5 protein-coding genes and 1 pseudogene are annotated in these 5497 nt (G+C 68.2%); 2 read left to right on the forward strand and 4 right to left on the reverse strand.

The genetic code is table 11. The features are described 5' to 3' along the window. Positions 1 to 336 (reverse strand): DUF2946 family protein (locus RT567_RS13025; protein ID WP_313576738.1); only part of this gene is annotated, 336 nt, incomplete at its 3' end. Positions 337 to 464: 128 nt separating this feature from the next. Between RT567_RS13025 and RT567_RS13030 the strand changes: the two genes are divergently transcribed. After that, positions 465 to 1877, forward strand: a complete 1413-nt coding sequence (locus RT567_RS13030; RefSeq protein WP_313576739.1) for a DUF4139 domain-containing protein — start codon at positions 465 to 467, stop codon at positions 1875 to 1877. 4 nt (positions 1878 to 1881) lie between these two features. After that, complete coding sequence (locus RT567_RS13035; protein WP_313576740.1) at positions 1882 to 3504, forward strand: DUF4139 domain-containing protein; 1623 nt, start codon at positions 1882 to 1884, stop codon at positions 3502 to 3504. A 25-nt stretch (positions 3505 to 3529) separates the two neighbouring features. Here the strand turns inward: RT567_RS13035 and pth are convergent, their stop codons facing one another. The 3 genes and pseudogenes from pth to RT567_RS13050 all read right to left on the reverse strand — a co-directional run. Further along, entirely contained in the window at positions 3530 to 4135 is a 606-nt protein-coding gene (pth, locus tag RT567_RS13040) for an aminoacyl-tRNA hydrolase (RefSeq protein ID WP_313576741.1), read from the reverse strand. A 128-nt stretch (positions 4136 to 4263) separates the two neighbouring features. Beyond that, positions 4264 to 4875, reverse strand: coding sequence for a 50S ribosomal protein L25/general stress protein Ctc (locus RT567_RS13045; RefSeq protein WP_313576742.1), 612 nt, complete (start codon positions 4873 to 4875; stop codon positions 4264 to 4266). A 150-nt stretch (positions 4876 to 5025) separates the two neighbouring features. Next, a pseudogene (locus RT567_RS13050) lies at positions 5026 to 5497 on the reverse strand (hypothetical protein); the annotation flags it as partial.

The raw sequence follows: 5497 nt of genomic DNA on the forward strand, positions 1-5497 counted from the left end.
GGGCGGCGGGCTGACGATGAAGGGGGCGTAGACGACCGCTTCGGTGATCCGCACGACCGGCGCCGGTTCCGGCGCGGCGGGTGCGGGCAAGGCGGCCAGTAGCGGCATGACGCAGGCGGCGCACTTGGCCCCCATATGCTCCTTGGCCGGGCCGTCGACGCCGCCGGACTGGATGGTTTGGGGACCATCGGCCGAGCAGATGACGATGGGCTGGCCCGGCGTGGAGGCCGCCAGCGCGGCAAACGGCATCAGGCTGCCGATCACGATGGCGAACGTCGCGGCCAGGAAGGCCAGCGAGCGCCAGGTCGACCAGTTTTCAGACTGGGAGCGGGTCACGAGGCAGGGCTTAAACCTTCCCAGGCGGGGAAGCTAGACCGGCGAGGGGCGGCGCGGCGTCGCGTGCGGCCTCGACAAGACCGCCTTCGCAGTGCAGCGTGACGCTTGGACAGTCATCGAGGATACGCATGATCCGCGCCATCGGACCCTTCGCTCTCGCCCTGCTTCTTGCCGCGCCTGCGGCCGCGCAACAGGTGGAGGAGGGGCCGGGCGGTCCCGATCGCGTCTCCCTGACGGTCTATAATCAGAACATCGCCCTGGTGGAGGATGTGCGGAACCTGAACGTGCCCGCCGGGCGCTCGCGTCAGGAGTTTCCGGGCGTTTCGGCTAGCATCCGGCCCGAGACGGTCGGCCTGTCGGGGCGCGGCCTGTCGGTGGTCGAGCAGAACTTCGACTATGACCTGCTGACGCCGGGCAAGCTGATGGAAAGCGCTGTCGGCAATGAGGTCGGCATCGTCCGCACCAACCCCGGTTCGGGCGCGCAATCGACCGAGCGCGCGCGCGTGCTGGCGGCGAATCAGGGCGTGGTGCTGCAGATCGGCAACCGCATCGAGGTGCTGCGCGACGACGGCGTGCCGACACGGGTCATCTTCGACCGAGTGCCGCAGAACCTGCGTCCGCGCCCGACGCTCAGCGTGACGCTGGACGCCGAGGGGGCCGGTCGCCGCGAGACGACCCTGTCCTATCTGACCAGCGGCCTGACGTGGAAGGCGGACTATGTCGCTCGTTTCGACGAGAAGGCGGGCAAGCTCGACCTGACCGGCTGGGTGACGCTGACCAACAACTCGGGCGCGACCTTCAGCAACGCCCAGACACGAGTGGTGGCGGGCGACGTCAATCTGATTAATCAGGGCGGCTACAACCCGCGCCCGCCGATGCGTGGCGGCGGCGTGCGCGGCAATGGAACCCAGTCGGGCGGGGAGAGCGCATTGGCGGATGTCTATGTCTATCCGCTGCCCGAGGCCGTGACGGTCGCCAACAACCAGACCAAGCAGGTCGGCCTGATCGACGCGGCGGGCGTGCCCGCGACCAAGCGCTATCTGCGGGTGGTCGACGGCTTCTACAGCGCCGAGGAGCCGATCGCGGCCGAGGTCGGGGTCATCTTCGCCAACGGATCGGGCGACGCGGCGCGCGCCCTGCCGGCGGGGGTGATCCGCGTCTATGTGAAGGATGAGGCGGGCGAGCCGCGCTTCATCGGCGAAAGCCAGGTCGATCACTCGCCTGCCGGGTCCGAGATCGTGGTGACGACGGGCGACGCCTTCGATGTGACGGTGCAGCCGCGTTTGGTGTCGTCGGAGCGCACCTCCAAGCGCCTGGTCGACTATTTCCGCACCCGCTACGCGATGGAATACACCGTCCGCAACGCCCGCCCTGAGGCGGTGACGGTCGAGGTGCGCCAGCGCGGTCTGGGCCGCGACACCGAACTGACGGACCAGAGCATCACGGGCGAGATGCGCGATGCGCGCACCGTTGTCTGGCGCGTGCCGGTGCCCGCCAACGGCGAGACCAAGCTGACCGCGACCATCACCACGGGCGGTTGATCTCATGCGCCGCCTTCTGGCGATCACCACGGGGTTGAGCCTTCTGGCGCCCACGGCCTGGACCCCCAAGGCATGGGCCCAGACGGAAAGCGTATCCGCGCGTCCTGACGGGGCGACGGTGGTGATCTATCGCGACCAACCGGTCGATACGGTCGCCCTGATGGCGCAGTCACGCCAGCCGTGGAGTCGTCTGGACCGGCAGGGGCTGGCCCTGATCGTCGAGACGCGCACGGTCGATCTTCCGGCGGGCGAGGGGATCATCCGTTTCCGCGGACTGGCCACCGGGGTCGTGCCGCAGAGCGCGGTGCTGGAGGGCCTGCCCGCCCATGTGGTCGAGCGCAACGCCGACTTCGACCTTCTGTCGCCCGCCAGCCTGATGGAGAAGTCCGTCGGTGAGGTGGTGCGCGTCGTCCGCACCAATCCCGCGACCGGCGAGCAGGTCGAGAAGGCCGCGGTCATCCGCGCGGGCGCCCAAGGGACGGTGCTGGAGATCGACGGCCGGTTCGAGGCGCTGGACTGCTCTGGCCAGACCGAGCGGGTCGTGTTCGACCGCGTGCCCGAGGGGCTGGGCGACCAGCCGACCCTGTCTGTTCGCACGCGGGCTGAGCGGGCGGGGCGGCATACGGTGACGCTGGCCTATCTGACCACGGGGCTGCAGTGGTCGGCCGACTATGTGGCGCGGCTGGACCCGACGGACGGGACGCTGGACCTGACCGGCTGGGTCACGCTGGCCAACTTCGGCGGCACGGGCTTCCCCGATGCGCCGGTGCAGGTGGTGGCGGGCACGCTGAGGAAGGACGCAGGCACCGTGCCGGTCGAGCCGTTGGTCCGCTATCAGCAGAACCAGTGCTGGCCGCAGGGAACGACGACGTTCGGTTCAGGGCAATTCGCGGGCTATGGCGGCGCGCCGCCTCCTCCGCCGCCGCCGGCTCCGCCGAGGCCAATGGCGATGGAGGTGGCGGATGTCGTCATTACCGGCAGCCGCATGGCGCGCGCTCCGAAGCTGGCTGAACAGGGAGAACTGGGCGACTACAAGATCTACACCCTGCCTGAGCCCACGACCGTCGCGGCGCGGCAAACCAAGCAGGTGCGCTTTCTGGAGCGCGAGGGCGTGGCCTATGAACGGGTCTATCGCGCCGGGGTGCTGAACCCGGACGAGGAATCGCAACCCACGGCCATCGTTATGAAACTGCGCAACGAGGAGGGCGCTGGGCTGGGCGTGGCCCTGCCGGGCGGCTCGGTGGCGGTGATGCAGCCGGACGGGGCGGGCGGCGTGCTGCTGGCCGGTCAGGACCGGTTCGAGGACAAGGGGGTGGGCCTGCCGGTGCGGCTGACCTTTGGCGAATCGCCGGACGTGCGGGTGCAGACGCGACTGGTGAAGTCCGGCCGTTCGACGCGCGGCGCCGTCACGACCGAGCGCACTGAGGTCGAGACCACAGTCACCAACGCCCGCTCTGAGCCTGTGACGGTCGAACTGGTCGCCGATGCGGCCGGACAGCGCGGTTTCCGTATCCGCAGCCAGTCGGTGCGCAGTCGGGTGGACGACACCGGCTATCCGGTCTGGACAATGAGCGTGCCGGCGAACGGTGCGGCGACGTTGACGGCCGCTTGGACGACGACGGATTGATCGACCCTCTCCCAGCGGGAGAGGGTTACTCCCCCTTAGCCGCCTGTCTGGGGCTGAATTTCGGCGCTGGGGCCAGGCGCATGACTTCGCCCTGATAGCGTTCGTCGTCGCCATTCACCGCGAAGGGCAGGGCGTCGGCGCAGGCCTGCAGCATGGGGTCCAGCCAGGGCCTGTCGGCCTTGTGGAAGTCGCCCAGGACGTGGTGCATGACCAACTGAGGCTCGCCGGGGTGGCCGACGCCCATGCGGGCGCGGCGGAAATCGGCCCCCAGATGGCTGATCAGGCTGCGGATTCCGTTCTGGCCCGCTGCGCCGCCGCCCTTCTTCATGCGGAAGCGGCCGGGGGCCAGGTCGATCTCGTCGTGGAAGACGATGACGTGTTCGGGCTTCACCTTGTAGAAGCGCGCCGCCTCGCCGACGGCCCGGCCGCTCTCGTTCATATAGGTCTGGGGCTTCATCAGAAGGATCTTGGTCCCCTCGATCTCGCCATCGGCGACGATCGACTGGAACTTGGCGCGCGACGGGCCGAAGCGCCAGCGGCTGGCGATCTCGTCCACGGCCATGAAGCCGATGTTGTGGCGGTTCTTTTCGTATTTGGGGCCGGGGTTGCCCAGGCCGGCGATGATGATCATGCGGTTCTCATGCCCCGTGCTTCAGACAAAGAAAAGCCCCGCCGGGCGAACCCGGCGGGGCTGATTTCCTCACCCCCTCAAGCAGCCCTGCGCCGTGCGCAGGGGCGGTAGGGGAAAGTAAAAGCCGATTAGGCTTCTTCGGCTTCCGTCGTGGTGTCGCCGGCGTCCGACTGGCCAGCGGCCGAGTTCTTGATCGCGGCGATCATGAAGTCGCGGTCGGTGATGGTCGCCGAGGCGCCTTCCGGCAGTTGGATGTCCGAGATGCGGATGTTCTCGCCGATCTCGCGGCCCTTCAGGTCGACGACCAGTTCAGCCGGGATACGGTCGGCACGGACCATGATCTCGACGGTGTGGCGCACGACTTCCAGCATGCCGCCCTGGCGGGTGTAGGGGGCTTCGTCAGCGTTGACGAAGGCGACCGGGATTTCGATCTTGATTTCTTCCTTGGCGCCGACGCGCATCAGGTCGAAGTGCATCGGGCGGTCGGAAACCGGATCGAACTGAATGTCCTTGGCGATGACCGGCTGGGTTTCCTTGCCGTACTTCAGGGTCACCAGGTGACCGATCAGCTTGCCGGTGTACAGCGACTTGCGGAACTCGCGTTCGTTCACGGAGATGGCCACCGGGGCCTTGTCGCCGCCGTACAGCACGCCGGGGACGGCGCCTTCGCGGCGCGCGGCGCGGGCGCCGCCGGTGCCCACGTTTTCGCGGACATCAACGTTCAGAATGATCTCAGCCATCGGGCTCGCCTTCAATACAAGTAAACGCCTGCGCAGAACCGTGTCCCGCGCGGCGGGGTCATGAACCCTTCGAATTCAAGAGCGCGGGCTATTACACGGAACACAGGGCGGACGCAACCGCCCCGGCTCAGCCCGCAGCGATAATCAGCCTTAGCCGTTGGGGGTTGCTGCGGCCGGGGACTGGTTCTGCGCCTGAGCCATCGGCGTAGGCGCGCCTGCAGGCGGCACGGCCACGGTGATGGTAGGCATCGGTCCCGTGTACTGCGAGGTGCATTGGGCCAGGTCGCGGACGACGTGACGACCGGCGCAGAAGATGTCCTCGTAGTTCGGCTTGGCCGCCGCCAAGCACTGGAACAGCATCAACTTCGACATGTTGAGGCAGAACTCATTGTTCGATTCGGTCGTCAGGGCGTCGGTGTTGGCCTTGGCGTCCTCGCCCGCTGCGCCCAGGGCCGCCAGGGCCGCGATGGCCAGGGAGTTGACAATGGCGGGCGTGAACGGCGCGCCGCGCTGGGCGTTGGTCAGGTTCAGGCCCGAACCGCTGTTGGCGGCGGCGAACAGACGAGCGCTGTCCTCGGCCGAGGGCAGGCGCGGCACGGCCGAAAGGGACTTGGCGCCTTCC

The sequence above is a fragment of the Brevundimonas sp. genome (genome assembly GCF_032107865.1).
In the GTDB taxonomy this organism is placed as follows: domain Bacteria; phylum Pseudomonadota; class Alphaproteobacteria; order Caulobacterales; family Caulobacteraceae; genus Brevundimonas.

What these genes read in the sequence shown, in the direction of transcription:
- RT567_RS13035 (WP_313576740.1), top strand. Translation starts at nt 1,882, where the DNA reads ATGCGCCGCCTTCTGGCGATCACCACGGGGTTGAGCCTTCTGGCGCCC.
- pth (WP_313576741.1), bottom strand. Translation starts at nt 4,135, where the DNA reads ATGATCATCATCGCCGGCCTGGGCAACCCCGGCCCCAAATACGAAAAG.
- RT567_RS13045 (WP_313576742.1), bottom strand. Translation starts at nt 4,875, where the DNA reads ATGGCTGAGATCATTCTGAACGTTGATGTCCGCGAAAACGTGGGCACC.
- RT567_RS13030 (WP_313576739.1), top strand. Translation starts at nt 465, where the DNA reads ATGATCCGCGCCATCGGACCCTTCGCTCTCGCCCTGCTTCTTGCCGCG.